Below are 15,015 nucleotides of genomic sequence, written 5' to 3'. Positions count from 1 at the left end.
ATTGTGATCGCTCCGTGCGCCTTGTTATTTGGCTAGTTGTCACCGTTTTCCTCGAATTTCCCTATCGAGATTCCTGTCCCGGTTAGATGTCGGCGTCCTTTGACTTCGTAGCTACGTCCGTCATCCCCCGATCCCGGCTTGCGCACGGTGATTTGCGCAAACAACCCGTCCTTTGCGCTGTAAGCGCCGAACCAGTTGTTCATGCGGCCGAGAAAACATTCGTTGCCGATGATCACCGGGAAGTCGGCGACCGACTCGATGGCGTAATAACCGGCCCCGTAGCTGTAGTACTCCTCGCTGTCTTCGGCTGTGGGAGGAATCGGGCAGATGGGGGTTCTCGGCTCGCTGGCATCGCTCGGATCCACTTTCACGTGGGTGAGGGCTTGAGTCAGCGAGCGATGCAGGGCGGGCTCCAGTTTGAATGTCGTCTTGCCGTCCTCATTGTGCTGAGTCCGAGGAACGCTAAGTTGGTAGTCGTAGCGAACCTCGACGATGGGCACTTCGTGGTTGATTTGCAGGGGGCTGAGTAAATACACCCGATCAACCCCGTAGGCGCCGGCGCGATAGGCCGCGTAGATTTTGCCGCGAAGGTTGATCCAGTTGACCGACTGGTTGGCGCCACGGTCGTTGGTGGAGTAGAGCGAGCCGCCAATGGATTCGCCGTCGGACGACGGGGTTCTGCGATTGAACTTGTCGCCGTCACGGCGAAAGGTCTCGACGAACGTGTACAGGCCGGTGCCGCCGGTGTAGGTCTCGACAATCAGGTCACGTTGCCGGTCACCGTCCAGGTCAATCAAGGTAAACATAGTCCGGCCCAAGGCCGTATCAGCGTCGAACTCGGTGGCGCTCAAGGCCTTCCATTCGTCTTGGGAGACACCTTTGGGCCGCGTCTTGGGGAAGTGCGTTCTGTCTGAGAATTGATCGGCGTCCGGGTCGGCAGAAAACGTGGTTCCAGGGCTTTTCAACGACAGTGAGGCGAGTGTCCGTTCCAGGGCAAATTGCGGATCAGTTTTGCTCGCGGCCTGAATACTGTCTTGCAGGTCATCCAACACTTGTTTATCAACGCCATCCGGTTGATGGGCGGCGGACTGTGTCCACTGCGCTTGCAAAAGTTGCAGGCGCTCGCGATAGCGCAGATCCAGGCAGGCAACCTCCTCGACGCATTCATTACGTGTTTTCAACCAGCTACGTTGCGTTTGCTTCAGGTCCGGTTGGGCTTGCGCGGAGATGTTCATCAGTTGCCGATAGAGCATCCCCATCTGCGCATCCAGCTCATACAACCCTTTATTCGCGCAAATCGTCTTTTCGACGGTATTCGAAGCTTTTGTGCAGTCCATTCCAGCCGCCATCGCCTGCTGGAAAAACAGCAGCGCACAGGCGGACACGATGCAACGTCCTTTGATGTACACGAGATAAACCTTGTAGTGGAAAGATGAGCCGGTGCGCAGGGTAATCGCTGGGCGAGGAATCTTGAAGCGTCCGCTTCAGGGAACGTCACTTGTGGCCGATAACCCACTAGGTGACTTAAAAGTCGCGTGAAATCGCTTGATAGCATTTGGCCGGCAGCTATCATCTGCGCGCCTGAAATTGCCCTCACTTCAATTGCCTGGAAATCCTCGATGCTGTCGTATCACCAAAAGAGTTTTCTGATCGTCGATGATTTCTCGGATTTCCGCAGTTCCGTGCGTTCGATGCTGCGCGAGCTCGGGGTCAAGGATGTGGACACCGCCGACACCGGCGAGCAGGCGCTGAAGATGTGTGCGCAGAAGTCCTACGATTTCATCCTGCAGGATTTCCACCTCGGCGACGGCAAGAAGAACGGCCAACAGGTGCTCGAAGACCTGATGTCGGAAAAGCTCATCAGCCATGAAGCGGTGTTTGTCATGGTAACGGCCGAGACCAGTCAGGCGATGGTGCTCAGTGCCCTGGAGCACGAGCCGGATGCGTACCTGACCAAGCCGTTCAACCGTTCCGGTCTGGCCCAGCGCCTGGAGCGTCTGGAGCAGCGCAAGACGTTGCTCAAACCGATTCTGCAAGCCCTTGATCGCGGTAAGCCGGTCGAGGTGCTCAATGCCTGTATTGCGCTGTGCAAGCAGGACATCCGCTATTCGCCGCTGTGCCTGCGTTATCGCGCCGATGCGCTGCGCGACATGAACCAGAATGAGGCTCTCGAACGTCTCTACGACAGCATCATTGCCGACCGGCCGTTGCCGTGGGCGTTTGCCGGGTTGGGCAAATTGTTGTTCAAGCGTGGGCAAGTGGCGCAGGCCAAAGATGTCTATGAAAAAGCGCTGAAAGTGTTCCCGATGATGCCGTCGCTGTACGACGGCATGGCTGATGTGCTGGTCGCCGAGGGCGATACCAAAGGTGCGCAGCGGGTGCTGGAAGAGGCGATTCGGTTGTCGCCGCTGGCGGTGCGTCGGCAAGCATTGCTCGGCAAACTGGCAATGGCCAACGAAGACTTCGACACCGCGTCCCGTGCCTATCGTCAGGCGGTGACGCAGGGTGCGCAGTCGCGCTTCAAGGACCCGGAAAGCAACCTTGGCCTGGCCCATGCCTTGATCAGCAAGGGCAGTGAGCGCGGCCTCGACACCCGCACGCGGCTGGAGATCAACACCACGCTCAGCGCCGTCGCGAAAGAGAACCCGAGCGACCCCGGCCTGCAGATTCGCGCGCGTCTAATGAAGGCCACTAGTCTGCTGCTCAACGATGCCGAGACGGCCGACAAGCTCACCGAGCAAGCGCTGATGCGCCTCGACGGCATGGAGCAGTTCATGAGCCCGGAAGCGGCGTTGCTGGTCGCCAAGCAGTTGCAGATGCTCGGTCAGGCCGAGGCGGGCACCTCGATGCTCAAGAGCTGCGCCGAGATCTACGGTGACGATCCGGCGGTGATGAAAGACATCGCCAAGCTCACCGACGACCCGACTATCCTCAATTCCAGCAACGCCGCCGCCGATCTCAACCGGCAGGGCGTGCGCGTGTACAAGACCGGCAACCTGGTGGAGGCCCGTGAGGTGTTCCGCAAGGCGCTGAAGATGCAACCGAAGAACATCAGTATTGCGCTGAACATGGCCCAGTCGCTGCTGCATGGCACCGACACCAGTGTGCCGTCGGCGGAACTGGAAGAATGTCGGGCCTGCCTGAAAATGGTTGGCCTGATGCCCGACACCGACGCGCGCTATGCGCGTTATCAGAAGCTGAAAAGCAAGGCGTTTGGCGAATGAACCAAGACGAGCAGGCTCTGGATTTCTCCACGGTGATCGCTTCCACCGTTCACGACATGAAGAACTCGCTGGCGATGCTGATGCAGGCCCAAAGCCAGTGGCTGGCGCGCTTGCCCGAAGCGCAACGCGGTGGGGTGGAGCAGGGTGTGATCGACTTCGAGTTCGCCCACCTCAACGGCATGCTGGTGCAGTTGCTTGGGCTGTATAAGCTCGGCGTCAACCAGATGCCGCTGCAACCGGCCTATCACGAGCTCGATGATTTCATCGAGGCGCAACTGGCGGCGCATCAAGAGGTGTTCGCCAGTCGCGGGATCATCGCCACCTATGAGGTCGATCCGCTGAGCCCACTGGGCTTCTTTGATCGCGAGTTGATTGCGTCGGTGCTCGGGAACTGCATCAACAACGCCATTCGCTACGCCCGCGAGTCGCTGCTGATCACCGTCAGTGACGAGGCCGGGCAACTGGTGTTGAGCATCAACGATGACGGCGACGGTTACCCGGCCGAGATGCTCGAACGTCAGGCCGACTACGTGCAGGGCATCAATCACAGCAGTGGCAGCACCGGGTTGGGCCTGTATTTCGCCAGCCGGATTGCCGCGTTGCATCAGCGTAATGGCGTGGTCGGGCACACTGAAATTAGCAACGGCGGGCCATTGGGCGGCGGGGTGTTCAGCCTTTATCTGCCGTGACCCGGATTTTTGTTTGACGCTGCTTGATATTCCGAACAGCCGGAGCCTATTTTGTACGGGTCGCCGTTCGCGGCTCGCACAATAACAAGGATTGCGTCATGACAACCGATGGCCAGCGTTCACTCGCGCAGCGACTGACCGGCATTGATGAGATTGAATGTGTCACGCCGGATTTGAATGGCGTGCCGCGAGGCAAGGTGATGACCGCCGAGGGTTTCCTCGAGGGGCGGCGTTTGCAGATGGCGCGGGGTGTGCTGCTGCAATGCATCATGGGCGGTTATCCGGCAGCGCGCTTTTACGGCAGCGATGACGGCGACCTGGCGCTGGTCGCCGAGCCTTCGATGATCCATCCGTTGCCGTGGAGCGACAAGCCGCGTGCCCTGGCGATTTGCGATGCCGATGAACTGACAGGTGAAAGCTCCAATCTGTCGACCCGTGGTCAGCTCAAGAAGGTCATTGCCCATTACGCCGCGCGAGGCCTGGCGCCGGTGGTGGCGACCGAGCTGGAATTTTTTGTCTTCGCGCCGAACACCGATCCGACCCAACCGTTCCGTCCGCCGGTTGGCCTTGACGGGCGTCGCGAGGATGGCCAATCGGCGTTCAGCGTCAGTTCCAACAACGGTCTGCGGCCGTTCTTCAGCGAAGTCTATAAATGCATGGCTGCCCTCGGTCTGCCGCGCGATACCTTCATGCATGAAATGGGCGTCAGCCAGTTCGAGATCAACCTGCTGCACGGTGATCCGCTGTTGCTGGCCGACCAGACCTTCCTGTTCAAACACCTGCTCAAGGAAGTCGCGCTCAAGCACGGCCTGACCGTGGTGTGCATGGCCAAACCGCTGGCACACACGCCGGGCAGTTCGATGCATATTCACCAGAGCATCGTCGAGATCGCGACCGGCAACAATGTCTTCAGCGACGAGAACGGCCAGCCGACGGCGATGTTCCGTCACTTCATTGGTGGACAGCAGGCGGGCATGGCGGATTTCACCGCACTGTTTGCGCCCAACGTGAATTCCTATCAGCGCCTGTGCCACCCGTATGCGTCGCCGAACAATGCCTGTTGGTCCCACGACAACCGTGCGGCAGGCTTGCGGATTCCGGCCAGTTCACCCGTGGCTCGTCGAGTGGAAAACCGTCTGCCCGGCGCCGACGCCAACCCGTACCTGGCGATTGCCGCGAGCCTGGCCGCCGGCTTGCATGGGATCGAGCATGAGCTGGAACCGACTGCGGCGATTCAGGGTGAGTTCGAAGTGCCGGACAATCTTTCGCTGCCGTGTACCTTGCATGCCGCGCTCGAGCGTCTGAAACGTAGCCAATTGGCGAGGGAACTGTTCGGACAGGAGTTCATCGAAGGCTACATCGCTTCGAAGACCATGGAGTTGACCAGCTTCTTTGATGAAATCACTCCCTGGGAACGGCGTGTTCTAGCAGCCCAGGCCTGACGAACCGTCGCCATCGGGCTATCGTTTGGATAGTCCGATACTTACTGCAAGGAGCCGCTCGGAACGCCGATGCGCCAAATCTGGAAATCCTTTCGAGCGCTGTATTTCGCCTCGCTGATGATGTTGATCGGCTCGGGCCTTCTATCTACTTATCTGGCGTTGCGCCTGGCCGCTGACCATGTCGACGGACTGTGGGTCGGCGCGCTGATGGCGGCCAACTATTTCGGCCTGGTACTGGGCGGCAAGATCGGTCACCGACTGATTGCCCGGGTCGGGCATATCCGCGCGTATTCGGCTTGTGCCGGGATCGTCGGTGCGGCGGTGCTCGGGCATGGCCTGGTCGACTGGCTGCCGGCGTGGCTGGTGCTGCGGACCATCGTCGGCCTGGGCATGATGTGCCAGTACATGGTGATCGAGAGCTGGCTCAACGAGCAGGCCGACGCCAACCAGCGCGGTCTGGTGTTCAGCGGCTACATGATCGCTTCGTATCTGGGGCTGGTGCTCGGTCAGCTGATTCTGGTCATGCACCCGGGCCTCGGCCTGGAGCTGCTGATGCTGGTCGCTCTGTGTTTCGCCCTGTGTCTGGTGCCCGTGGCGCTGACCCGGCGGATTCACCCGGCGCCGCTGCATCCGGCACCGATGGAGCCGCGCTTCTTTATCAAGCGTGTGCCGCAGTCGTTGAGTACGGTGCTGGGTGCTGGTCTGATCATTGGTTCGTTCTACGGTCTGGCGCCGCTGTATGCCTCGCAGCAGGGGCTGTCGACCGAGCAGGTCGGTCTGTTCATGGGTAGCTGCATTTTTGCCGGGCTGCTGGTGCAGTGGCCGTTGGGCTGGTTGTCCGACCGTTATGATCGCGCCTTGCTGATCCGCTGCTTTGCCGGGTTCCTGGCGGTGGCGGCGTTGCCATTGGCCATCTTGCCGCAGGTGCCGCTGGAGGTTTTGTTTGTCGTCGGGTTCATGTGCTCACTGGTGCAGTTCTGTCTGTATCCGCTGGCGGTGGCGTTCTCCAACGATCACGTCGAAGGCGATCGCCGGGTGTCGCTGACGGCGATGCTGCTGGTGACCTACGGGGTTGGCGCGAGTATCGGGCCGCTGCTGGCGGGCGTGCTGATGAAGCTGTTCGGCAGCCAGAGCCTTTACGCGTTCTTCAGCTTCTTTGCGTTGGTGCTGGTGTGGCGCATTCGGCCGAAAGCGGTGACCAATCTGCATCAGGTCGACGATGCGCCGCTGCATCACGTGGCAATGCCGGATAGCATGTCCAGTTCACCTTTGGTGGCGGCCCTCGATCCGCGCGTGGATGAGCAGGTGGTGCAGGAGCAGATGCAGACCCCGGTTGAGCCTGAGCCGGAGCCGGAAGTGGAGCCTGAGATTGCGCCGGAGCCAGTAGTGGAACCAGGGCCCGATGATGGAACCGATAAACCGACGCCAGACATCAGCGGCGCCAGACCCTGACTGCACATTCTTCCTGACACACCACATTGGATGATTTTGCGACTGCTGCGCAGCCGGTCGGGGATAAATCCCCTCACCACAGGGATCTCAGTGTTACTGGGATTTTTAAGCACAAAAAAGGGCAGTCCCGCCAAGGATTGCCCTTTTTTTATTTGCCTGTCCGAATCACAGGTCGTCTTTATCGAACCGGCGTGCTTCACGCTGCAGCTGATAAACGAAGCGCTCGACGTTGCGTGCAGCCGGGCCACTGATGTTGTGGAAGCGCAGGCCGGCGAAGGTGATGTTGAGCTTTTCTTCGAAGTGCAGATAACGCAGTTCGACCGAGGTCGGCTGATTGCCGAACAGCGGGGCGGCGATGAGGCGGTCATAGACCTGGCCCAGTTGCAGACGGTCGGTGATGTCGCCTTCAAAGCGCAGCTTGCAACCGGTGGCGGAAATATCCAGCAGTTTGCCGTTGATCGGCGCCTTGAGTTTTTCGCCGCCGAGTTCGACGCTGACCAGGTCGGTCAGCTTCAGTGCTGCACGAAAGGCGTTGCGGCGCTGGTGGTAGACCACTTCGGTCGGCAGCTCGCCGGTATAGAAGCGATCGCCTTCGGATTCTTCGATGTTCAACGTGCCGGTGCATTCCCAGGCAATGCGCACACCTTCGTGGAAGCCTTCGACCCTGAAGGGCTCGCCCGCCAGCAGGAAGCGCTCACCATCGCGCGGGATCATTTCATCCAGGGCGATGGTCGCGGTTTCGCGGTCGACCTTGATCAGGTAGCTCTGGAAACGCTGGCTGCGCTCATGGAAGGTGATGATCAGCGGGTCGTGGCTTTCTTGCAACTGGCGCAGGTTGCTGGAGATTTCCAGGGGCGTGGTCAGCACCTTTGGTGGCTGCGGAGTATCATCCGCGCTTAGGGCGTTTGGCACGTTTTCTCAATCTCCAGACAAAATTTGACTACGGCTAGCCAGCATTTTGCCAGCATGTTTCGCGGGTTGATAGTGCAGGCACATCGAAAGGCTCACGCCTGGCTGAGCGTACGCGGCTTGGTGGGTTTGGCGAAAGTGCCAGTCGCGTCATACAACGCGGGTGGCTCGCCCCCGGTGAGGATTTTCAGCTGATTGGCCGTGGTGGCCTGCTGAATCTGGATTGACTGGCCGTTTTTGACATTGGCCGCCTGGCACTGGGCAATCAGGTCGGTCAGCACATCGCTCTCGGACAGCAACTGGTCGCCAATACTGGAGTGGCTGGCCAGTTGCTCCAGACCCTGACGGTCGAGCGGCAGGTTGAGGCTGGCAAGGATTTCGCTGCGCTTGCGGCCATGCTGTTCAAGCAGAATGATCAATGCCTGTTTGCGCGCCAGAATATCTTCGAGCAAAGGCATGTCGCGACCGTGCAAGGCGAGGGACTCGGTTTGCAGTAACTCCAGCAATTGTTGAGCTGGAGCAAAGTCGTCGGTGATCAGTTGCAATAAATTAGTGTCGTGCATGGCTGGCCTTGGGTTCTAAGCGTCCAAAAGCCTGGCGCCGGCAAAAGCCTAGCGCTGGGCTTCGAAGTTGAGCAGTTTGCTGGCTACACGGTTGCTGTCGACTTTGTAGCTGCCATCGGCAATCGCTGCTTTCAACTCGGCCACTCGGGCTTTGTCGACGGCAGGCTGATCACGCAGCTTGTCAGTGACCTTCTGCAACTGTTGAGCCTCATTGCTGAGGTGTACCGATTCCCCGCTTTTTGCGGTACTGGCCGTTTCGGCCGGGGTATTCAGCGGCGCGGAGGTGCCGGTTTCGGCGGTTTCCTTGGCGTTGCTGGTACGTGTACTGCCCGTAAGTGACGAGGAGCTGTTCAAACGGCTGAAATCGATGACCATGTTAAAAACCTCTGGGAATTTGGACGCTTGCCATGTTCTCGGCCATTCCCTGGAAAACTTTAGGCTCACTTTGCAATGAGCTGTCTGCACCGAAGCGTGCCCTGCTGCGGCACAGTTTAGGGAAGCAACGGGACCGGCGCCAGTTTTCTGCGTGAGCGTTTTACATGGCCACTTCCACTTGGCCCGGCGCGATGACTTGCGCCTTGATCACCCGGTTGGAGTTGAGGTTTTTCACTCGAATCTGTTCTTTCAAGCCGCCATTGGCCAGGGCCTCACCGGGCATGCGCACGGCGAGCGTACCGCTGCGGGCGATGATGACCACTTGATCACCCTTGCGCACCACTTCTGCCTGTTCCAGATGCACCAGGGTAATCACCTGATCGGCGACCGTTGGTCGGGTCAATTTCTGTCCGATGGCTTCATCCACCGACGTCAAAAAACCTTGATTGATCTGACTGACGTCGCGTTCACGCAAGGTCACGTCCTGCGGCCCGATAATCCCGGCGCGTTTGAGCGGTCGTGTGGTGGTGACAATCTCGCGAAACAGGCGGACTTGAGCGGGCACGAACACCGTCCACGGCGAGCTTCCCTCGCAGCGAACCTTGACAGTTACCCGACCCAGCGGACGTGCCGGACTCTCCAGTGACGCTGTCAATTCCTTGTCGCACATAGGCATGCGCATACGCGGGTCGAGCTGGTTGACCTCGATTTCATAGCGGCCTTCCGTTTGACTGGTAGCCAGATAGTCTTCTACGGTGAATTCAAGAAAGCCCTGAGTGACGCCGATAAGCATGTCAGGCAAGGTAACCGTATCGGCACCGGCAGGGCTGCCAGCGAAAAAGAAGCAGACGGCAGACACCGCGCACAGCGCTTTGCGGGTGCGGCAGGTCAGGCGTCGAAAAAATGTCGTTTGAGCGTTCATACGAGTTAAAAAGCAAGCGCCGTGCCGTTTAGCAATGAATGTGCGTCGCAACAACACTTGGCGTTGGTGTAGGAGTCTGGGCATGGCTGGTGTAATGGATTCGGTGAACCAGCGCACGCAACTGGTAGGGCAGAATCGCCTGGAGCTGTTGTTGTTCCGTCTCGACGGTCAGCAGCTCTACGGAATCAACGTGTTCAAGGTACGGGAAGTGCTGCAGTGCCCGTCGCTGACGTTGATGCCCAAGTCCAGTCCTGTCGTGTGCGGGGTAGCGAATATCCGGGGGGCGACCATTCCGATCCTTGATCTGGCAATGGCAACCGGCTCGGGGGCGTTGAAAGACAAGAACAACCCGTTCGTGATCATCACGGAGTACAACACCAAGACCCAGGGTTTCCTGGTCCGCTCGGTGGAGCGCATCGTCAACATGAACTGGGAAGAGATCCATCCGCCGCCCAAGGGCACGGGTCGCGATCACTACCTGACCGCGGTGACTCGAGTCGACAATCAGTTGGTCGAAATCATCGATGTCGAGAAGGTGCTGGCGGAAGTTGCGCCGACGCCGGAAGCGATTTCGGTCGGTGTGGTCGATGTCGAGACCCAGAGCAAGGCGCTGTCGCTGCGGGTGCTGACGGTCGATGACTCGTCGGTGGCGCGCAAGCAGGTCACGCGTTGCCTGCAGACGATCGGTGTCGAAGTGGTGGCGCTGAACGACGGCAAGCAGGCGCTGGATTACCTGCGCAAGCTGGTCGATGAGGGCAAGAAGCCGGAAGACGAGTTCCTGATGATGATTTCCGACATCGAGATGCCGGAGATGGACGGGTACACCCTGACGGCGGAAATTCGCAACGACCCGCGCATGCAAAAGCTTCATATCATCCTGCATACTTCGTTGTCGGGGGTATTCAATCAGGCGATGGTCAAGAAAGTCGGTGCAGATGACTTCCTGGCCAAATTCCGTCCTGATGACCTGGCATCCCGGGTAGTCGACCGGATCAAAGCAGCAGATATCAGCTAGGGGCCTTCTGCCCCTGGCGGTCAACACGATTTAAGAGGCGGCATCATTGTCTACGGGTAATTTGGATTTCGAACAGTTCCGGGTCTTCCTGGAAAAGGCCTGTGGCATTTTGCTCGGTGAAAACAAGCAGTACCTGGTCTCGAGCCGTCTCAACAAACTGATGGAGCAGCAAGGCATCAAGTCCCTGGGTGAGCTGGTACAGCGCATCCAGACCCAGCCGCGCAGCGGTTTGCGCGAGCAGGTGGTCGATGCCATGACGACCAACGAAACCCTGTGGTTTCGTGACACCTATCCGTTTGAAGTCTTGAAGAACAAGGTATTGCCCGAGGCAATCAAGGCCAGCCCCAACCAGCGTCTGCGGATCTGGTCGGCGGCGTGCTCGTCGGGTCAGGAACCGTACTCGCTGTCGATGTCGATCGATGAGTTCGAGCGCACGAATCTTGGCCAGTTGAAGATGGGCGTGCAGATTGTGGCGACTGACCTGTCCGGTCTCATGCTGACCAACTGCAAGACTGGCGAGTACGACAGCCTGGCGATCGGTCGCGGTTTGTCCGCTGATCGACTGCAGCGTTACTTCGACCCGAAAGGGCCGGGGCGCTGGGTGATCAAGGCGCCGATCAAGAACCGGGTGGAATTCCGTTCGTTCAACCTGCTCGACAGCTATGCCGCGCTGGGCAAGTTCGACATCGTGTTCTGCCGCAACGTGCTGATCTACTTCTCCGCCGAGGTGAAGAAGGACATCCTGTTGCGCATTCACAGCACGCTGAAGCCGGGCGGGTATCTGTTCCTTGGCGCCTCCGAAGCGCTGAACGGTTTGCCGGATCATTACCAGATGGTCCAGTGCAGCCCGGGGATTATTTACCAGGCGAAATAACCGCATCGGCAACACGAAAATAACGGGAGACCCCAAAGGCCTCCCGTTTTTTTATGCCCGAATTATTTTCTACGGACACCACACCCCCTGTGGGAGCGAGCCTGCTCGCGAAAGCGGTCTGACACGCCGCCTTCGCGAGCAGGCTCGCTCCCACAGGGGATCTGCGTTGACCTGGCAAGGACGGCAAGCGGCAGAAAAGCGGCATCCGGCGGAAACCAGTTGCCGCTTTTCTGGCATTGCCGCTTTGCCGACCCCTGGCAAAACCCCGGTTTACGGGCGTTTTTTGGTTTGGCACGGCGCTTGCTAAAGCTCAGGTACGAAAAACCGGTCACCCGAAGGTTCCCGACATGAGCATCAGCTTCGATAAAGCGCTCGGCATTCACGAAAAGGCATTGGGCTTTCGCGCCCAGCGTGCCGAAGTGCTGGCCAACAACATCGCCAACGCCGATACCCCGAACTACAAGGCTCGGGATCTGGACTTCTCCAAAGTGCTTGAAGCACAGACCCAGAAGAACGCCAACGGCACCATCGCCCTGAACATGACCAACAGCCGTCACATCGAAGCTGAAGGCCTGGGCAATGGCGACGAGTCGCTGATGTATCGCACGCCGATGCAGCCTTCGATCGACCAGAACACCGTGGACGCTCAGCTGGAACAGTCCAACTACGCGGAAAACGCCGTGGGCTTCCAGGCCAGCTTCACCCTGCTCAACAGCAAATTCAAAGGGCTGGTGTCAGCCCTGCGCGGAGAGTAATCCATGTCCCTGTCCAGCGTTTTCAACATTGCCGGCAGCGGCATGAGCGCCCAAACCACGCGTCTGAACACCGTGGCTTCGAACATCGCCAACGCCGAAACCGTCTCCTCGAGCATCGACCAGACCTATCGCGCCCGTCACCCGGTGTTCGCCACCATGTTCCAGGGCGGCCAGAACAGCGGCAGCAACTCGCTGTTCCAGAGCCAGGACGCAGCAGGGCAGGGCGTGCAGGTGCTCGGTGTGGTCGAAGACCAGAGCAACCTCGAAGCGCGCTACGAGCCGAACCATCCGGCCGCTGACGCCAAAGGCTACGTCTACTACCCGAACGTCAATGTGGTGGAAGAAATGGCTGACATGATTTCCGCGAGCCGGTCGTTCCAGACCAACGCCGAAATGATGAACACCGCCAAAACCATGATGCAGAAGGTACTGACCCTCGGTCAGTAATAAGGGGCGACTGCCATGAGTGTTACCGATACCACCAGCAGCCTGAGCATGAATGACATCCTGGCGAACTCGTCGAAAAAGACCAGTTCGACCGCCGATGGCATCGCTTCGGCCACCAACAGCTCCACCGGCGGCCAGGCTCTGGGCAAGGATGCGTTCCTGCAACTGCTGGTCACCCAACTGAAGAACCAGAACCCGCTCGATCCGCAGGACAACAGCGCCTTCGTGGCGCAGTTGGCGCAGTTCAGCAGCCTCGAGGGCATTACCACCCTCAACAGCACCGTCAGTTCGCTGGCCGGCAACTACAACTCGTCGCAAGCCCTGCAGGCGTCGTCGCTGGTCGGTCGCAACGTGATCGTGCAGACCAACAGCGTGCAGATGGACGACCCGAGCAAGGGGATGACCGGTTCGGCCACCGTTCCGTCGTCGATTGCTGGCGGCACGGTCACCATCACCGACAGCAGCGGCACCGCGGTTCGCACCATCGATCTGGGTAGCCGCGCTGCAGGCAACGCGAGCTTCACGTGGGACGGCAAGGACAAGGACGGCAACCTGGTGAAGGCCGGTACTTATACCGTCAAAGCCAACGCGTCGATCAATGGCACCTCGACCGACCTGGCGACCTACCTGCCAGCCACGGTCAACAGCGTGACCATCAGCCAGACCGGTGGCGAGCTGATGCTCAACCTGTCCGGCAAGGGCACCGTCGCCCTGTCCAAAGTACAAACCATTGGTATATAGAGCCGACTAACCGGCACAAAGGAGTGGAATATGTCTTTCAATATCGGCCTTAGCGGTCTCTATGCAGCCAACAAACAACTGGACGTGACCGGCAACAACATCGCCAACGTTGCGACCGCCGGTTTCAAATCGTCCCGTGCAGAATTCGAAGACGTGTACTCGGCCACGCGCCTGGGTACCGGCAGCAAGGTCATCGGTAACGGTGTGCGCCTGGCCAACGTTTCCCAGCAGTTCACTCAGGGTGACATCAACAACACCGGTAACGTGCTGGACATGGGCATCAACGGTTCCGGCTTCTTTACCATGAGCAACAACGGCTCGATCTCCTACACTCGCGCCGGTACGTTCAAGGTCGACAACAATGGCTACATCACCAACACTGACTACACCTCGCGTCTGCAAGGCTACGGTGTGGATGCCAACGGCAAGGTCATCAACGGTGTGCTGACCGACCTGAAGATCGACACCTCGAACCTGGCGCCGAAATCCACCTCGCTGGTGACTTCGACCATCAACCTGGATTCGACCGCTCCAGTGATCGACGACACAGTGGCGGCCGGCAAGTTCGACCCGACCAACCTTGCGACTTACACCAAGTCGTTCAGCACGCCGATCTATGACAGCCAGGGCAACATGCACCCGATGGATCAGTACGTGGTGAAAACCGGTGCCAATACCTGGAAGGTGTACACCCTGGTAGACGGTCGTAACCCTGACGCTACCGGTAGCGATCCAAAAGTCACCGCACCCGTGCCTTCGACCATGAGCTTTGACTCCGCTGGCAAGCTGACTCAGGTCAGCACCCTGCCTGGCCCGGTGATCAGCAGCGACTTGAAACTCAGTGGCTGGGTCCCGGGTAACGTGGTCAACGGTACCTTCAAACCCAATGGTGCAGCCGCGAACCCGGCCGGCATCACCATTTCGATGGCGAAGACCACCCAGTACAACGCAGACACCGCGCGTTCGATCCCGACTCAGGACGGTTATGCCACTGGCCAGATCACGAACCTGACCATCGACGGCACCGGTACCTTGTTCGCCAACTTCAGCAACAACCAGAACAAGGCCATCGGTCAGGTTGCGCTGGCCAGCTTCACCAACGAACAAGGCCTGCAAGCGGTCGGCGGCACCAGCTGGAAGGAAACTTTCGCTTCGGGTATTCCGGGCTACGACGCTCCGGAAACCGGCACGCTGGGTTCCATCCAGTCCAACTCGCTGGAAGAGTCCAACGTTAACCTGACCAACGAGCTGGTGGACCTGATCAAGGGCCAGAGCAACTATCAGGCGAACGCCAAGACCATTTCGACTCAGAGCACCATCATGCAGACCATCATTCAGATGACCTGATTGCGGTTTCTGGTTGTGCAAGGGAGCCCCTCTTTTTGAGGGGCTTTTTTGTGGGGTTTTTGGGGGCATATCCGTTGCTGCGGTAACGGCTTCTTATGGTTTCGCCCTGACGGCCGACTCCCTTTGGCAAACGCCCCAAAGGAAGCAAAGGTCTGTACCCCAACGTACGGCCCTCGCCGTGGCTCGGGTTCCTTCGCTGCGGGATTCATCCGGGCGCATCTCCTCCGGTTTGCTTCGCTGCACCTCCTCTCGATGTGTTC

General features: G+C 59.1%; 15 protein-coding genes. 10 read left to right on the top strand and 5 right to left on the bottom strand.

The window, feature by feature from the left end:
• Window positions 1-32 precede the first annotated feature (32 nt).
• On the bottom strand, window positions 33-1,409 hold the full coding sequence (locus PseAD21_RS01580) for a lysozyme inhibitor LprI family protein (protein WP_102354210.1): 1,377 nt from the start codon (window positions 1,407-1,409) through the stop codon (window positions 33-35).
• Window positions 1,410-1,619: 210 nt separating this feature from the next.
• On the opposite strand from PseAD21_RS01580, the gene PseAD21_RS01575 reads away from it, so the two are divergent.
• The 4 genes from PseAD21_RS01575 to PseAD21_RS01560 all read left to right on the top strand — a co-directional run bounded on the left by PseAD21_RS01575 (window position 1,620) and on the right by PseAD21_RS01560 (window position 6,807).
• Window positions 1,620-3,224, top strand: a complete 1,605-nt coding sequence (locus tag PseAD21_RS01575) for a tetratricopeptide repeat-containing response regulator (protein ID WP_102354209.1) — start codon at window positions 1,620-1,622, stop codon at window positions 3,222-3,224.
• Window positions 3,221-3,913 (top strand): sensor histidine kinase KdpD, encoded by a 693-nt coding sequence (locus PseAD21_RS01570; protein ID WP_102354208.1) that lies wholly within the window; start codon window positions 3,221-3,223, stop codon window positions 3,911-3,913. Before PseAD21_RS01575 ends, PseAD21_RS01570 begins: the two co-directional genes overlap by 4 nt.
• Before the next feature lie 200 nt (window positions 3,914-4,113).
• Window positions 4,114-5,355: a glutamine synthetase family protein gene (locus PseAD21_RS01565; RefSeq protein ID WP_178082079.1), complete on the top strand. Its 1,242-nt coding sequence runs from the start codon at window positions 4,114-4,116 to the stop codon at window positions 5,353-5,355.
• 69 nt (window positions 5,356-5,424) lie between these two features.
• Window positions 5,425-6,807: an MFS transporter gene (locus PseAD21_RS01560; RefSeq protein WP_102354206.1), complete on the top strand. Its 1,383-nt coding sequence runs from the start codon at window positions 5,425-5,427 to the stop codon at window positions 6,805-6,807.
• 165 nt (window positions 6,808-6,972) lie between these two features.
• Here the strand turns inward: PseAD21_RS01560 and PseAD21_RS01555 are convergent, their stop codons facing one another.
• The 4 genes from PseAD21_RS01555 to flgA form a co-directional block, all read right to left on the bottom strand.
• Window positions 6,973-7,719 (bottom strand): flagellar brake protein, encoded by a 747-nt coding sequence (locus tag PseAD21_RS01555; RefSeq protein WP_102354205.1) that lies wholly within the window; start codon window positions 7,717-7,719, stop codon window positions 6,973-6,975.
• Between the two features lie 92 nt (window positions 7,720-7,811).
• Window positions 7,812-8,279: a flagella synthesis protein FlgN gene (locus PseAD21_RS01550; protein WP_102354204.1), complete on the bottom strand. Its 468-nt coding sequence runs from the start codon at window positions 8,277-8,279 to the stop codon at window positions 7,812-7,814.
• Between the two features lie 48 nt (window positions 8,280-8,327).
• Complete coding sequence (gene flgM, locus PseAD21_RS01545) at window positions 8,328-8,654, bottom strand: flagellar biosynthesis anti-sigma factor FlgM (RefSeq protein WP_064588763.1); 327 nt, start codon at window positions 8,652-8,654, stop codon at window positions 8,328-8,330.
• A 160-nt stretch (window positions 8,655-8,814) separates the two neighbouring features.
• Entirely contained in the window at window positions 8,815-9,576 is a 762-nt protein-coding gene (gene flgA, locus PseAD21_RS01540; RefSeq protein ID WP_102354203.1) for a flagellar basal body P-ring formation chaperone FlgA, read from the bottom strand.
• Between the two features lie 82 nt (window positions 9,577-9,658).
• Here flgA and PseAD21_RS01535 point away from each other — a divergent pair, with 82 nt between their 5' ends.
• The 6 genes from PseAD21_RS01535 (at window position 9,659) to flgE (ending at window position 14,755) form a co-directional block, all read left to right on the top strand.
• Window positions 9,659-10,591: a chemotaxis protein CheV gene (locus PseAD21_RS01535; protein WP_102354202.1), complete on the top strand. Its 933-nt coding sequence runs from the start codon at window positions 9,659-9,661 to the stop codon at window positions 10,589-10,591.
• A gap of 46 nt (window positions 10,592-10,637) precedes the next feature.
• Window positions 10,638-11,465 carry a protein-glutamate O-methyltransferase CheR gene (gene cheR / locus PseAD21_RS01530; protein WP_102354201.1) on the top strand — a complete coding sequence of 276 codons (828 nt, stop codon included), beginning with the start codon at window positions 10,638-10,640 and terminating at the stop codon, window positions 11,463-11,465.
• A 347-nt stretch (window positions 11,466-11,812) separates the two neighbouring features.
• Complete coding sequence (gene flgB / locus PseAD21_RS01525; RefSeq protein ID WP_007917581.1) at window positions 11,813-12,220, top strand: flagellar basal body rod protein FlgB; 408 nt, start codon at window positions 11,813-11,815, stop codon at window positions 12,218-12,220.
• Between the two features lie 3 nt (window positions 12,221-12,223).
• Window positions 12,224-12,667, top strand: coding sequence for a flagellar basal body rod protein FlgC (flgC, locus tag PseAD21_RS01520; RefSeq protein WP_003227217.1), 444 nt, complete (start codon window positions 12,224-12,226; stop codon window positions 12,665-12,667).
• A gap of 15 nt (window positions 12,668-12,682) precedes the next feature.
• The gene (flgD, locus tag PseAD21_RS01515) at window positions 12,683-13,408 is read left to right on the top strand and encodes a flagellar hook assembly protein FlgD (RefSeq protein ID WP_102354200.1); all 726 of its coding nucleotides are present in this window, start codon (window positions 12,683-12,685) and stop codon (window positions 13,406-13,408) included.
• Window positions 13,409-13,438: 30 nt separating this feature from the next.
• Window positions 13,439-14,755 carry a flagellar hook protein FlgE gene (flgE, locus tag PseAD21_RS01510; protein ID WP_102354199.1) on the top strand — a complete coding sequence of 439 codons (1,317 nt, stop codon included), beginning with the start codon at window positions 13,439-13,441 and terminating at the stop codon, window positions 14,753-14,755.
• Window positions 14,756-15,015: the final 260 nt, after the last annotated feature.

The organism is Pseudomonas sp. AD21, from assembly GCF_002878485.1.
Taxonomy (GTDB): domain Bacteria; phylum Pseudomonadota; class Gammaproteobacteria; order Pseudomonadales; family Pseudomonadaceae; genus Aquipseudomonas.
The sequence above is the reverse complement of the archived record's forward strand: the minus strand, read 5'-3'. Positions and strand labels throughout refer to the sequence as shown.